The 502-nt window shown below is 43.8% G+C and carries 1 protein-coding gene; it reads right to left on the reverse strand.

The window, feature by feature from the left end; genetic code table 11:
* Positions 1-44: 44 nt before the first annotated feature.
* On the reverse strand, positions 45-502 hold a 458-nt coding region (locus tag R7R24_RS30865), incomplete at its 5' end, for a heme NO-binding domain-containing protein (RefSeq protein WP_318120738.1).

Here is a 502-nt window from a genome sequence, read left to right on the forward strand (position 1 = left end):
GTTTGAGTTTCCTTTCTAATGAGGAGTTACCCGTCATACTCTTCTTATTGTGCCTCCAGCCAAAATCGAACTTGGCTTCCGTCTTCAGTTTGGTTTTGATGCATAATATGAATGACCTGTCCAAAGTGTGCAGCACAGCCTTTGAGCAACCCCAAACAAACATGCGCCATACACCGTGCACTGTGGTAGTCGAACACCAGTTCTGACTGTGTTTCGCTGATAAAATCGAACTTAGGCGGATTGGCGTCTGGGTAAAGTTTTTTAACTTCTACATGAATAAAGCTTTCTACATGTCGAACAAATTGAAAGGTACTGTCGCACTGCTGCAAGCTTGCATGACTGGGAATGGAGCGTAGCAGGTTCAAAAATACGCTTTCACCAAACACTTCTTGTAACTGCTCTGGGGGAATATCAGAAACTTTGCTGAGATTGACGATCAGTTTGACTAAGTCTCGGTGATCATAACTGCCGACAGAGTTATATACCCCTTCGTCATCGGAAA

The sequence above is a fragment of the Vibrio sp. 704 genome (assembly GCF_033339295.1).